Raw genomic sequence first — 491 nt, 5'->3', positions numbered from 1 at the left:
CGCCACTCGTCGCTGAGTTCCATGCTCTGTCGCCACGGCATCCGCGACCACGACGAGGCCGCCGCCAAGCTCATCGAGTTCGCCCGCCAGGCCCTGCCGCCCGACCCGGTCCGCGTGCCCACCCTCCAGCGCACGCTCGCCGCCGCCGTCGATCTCCACCGCTGCCTGCACCGCAACGCGCTGGAGCTGCGCCGCGAGGCCGCCCAAGCGCTCGCCGCCACCCCCTACGCCCTGCTCACCAGCATCCCGGGCATCGGTTTCGTGCTCGCCGCCGGCCTCGCCGGCGAACTCGGCCCGCCCGACCCGCACCGCACCCTCGACCAGACCTGCGGCTACGCCGGCATCGTCCCGCGCACCTACCAGAGCGGCGGTCCCGACAAGCCCGCCGTCCAAGGCAAGGTCGGCCCGCGCTGCAACCGCATCCTCAAGGACTGGACCGTGCAGAGCGCCATGAAGCTCCTCCTCTACGGTCCCAACGAAATCAAGGACCG

The 491-nt window shown here is 72.5% G+C and carries 1 protein-coding gene; it reads left to right on the top strand.

Translation table 11 applies throughout. From position 1 onward, the window contains the following. Window positions 1–21 precede the first annotated feature (21 nt). A partial coding sequence (locus ACG2LG_RS24210) for a transposase (RefSeq protein WP_396263479.1) occupies window positions 22–491 on the top strand: 470 nt, incomplete at its 3' end.

Origin of the sequence: Haloferula sp. A504, from assembly GCF_044385805.1 — a bacterium.
Taxonomy (GTDB): domain Bacteria; phylum Verrucomicrobiota; class Verrucomicrobiia; order Verrucomicrobiales; family Akkermansiaceae; genus Haloferula.
The sequence above is the reverse complement of the archived record's forward strand: the minus strand, read 5'-3'. Positions and strand labels throughout refer to the sequence as shown.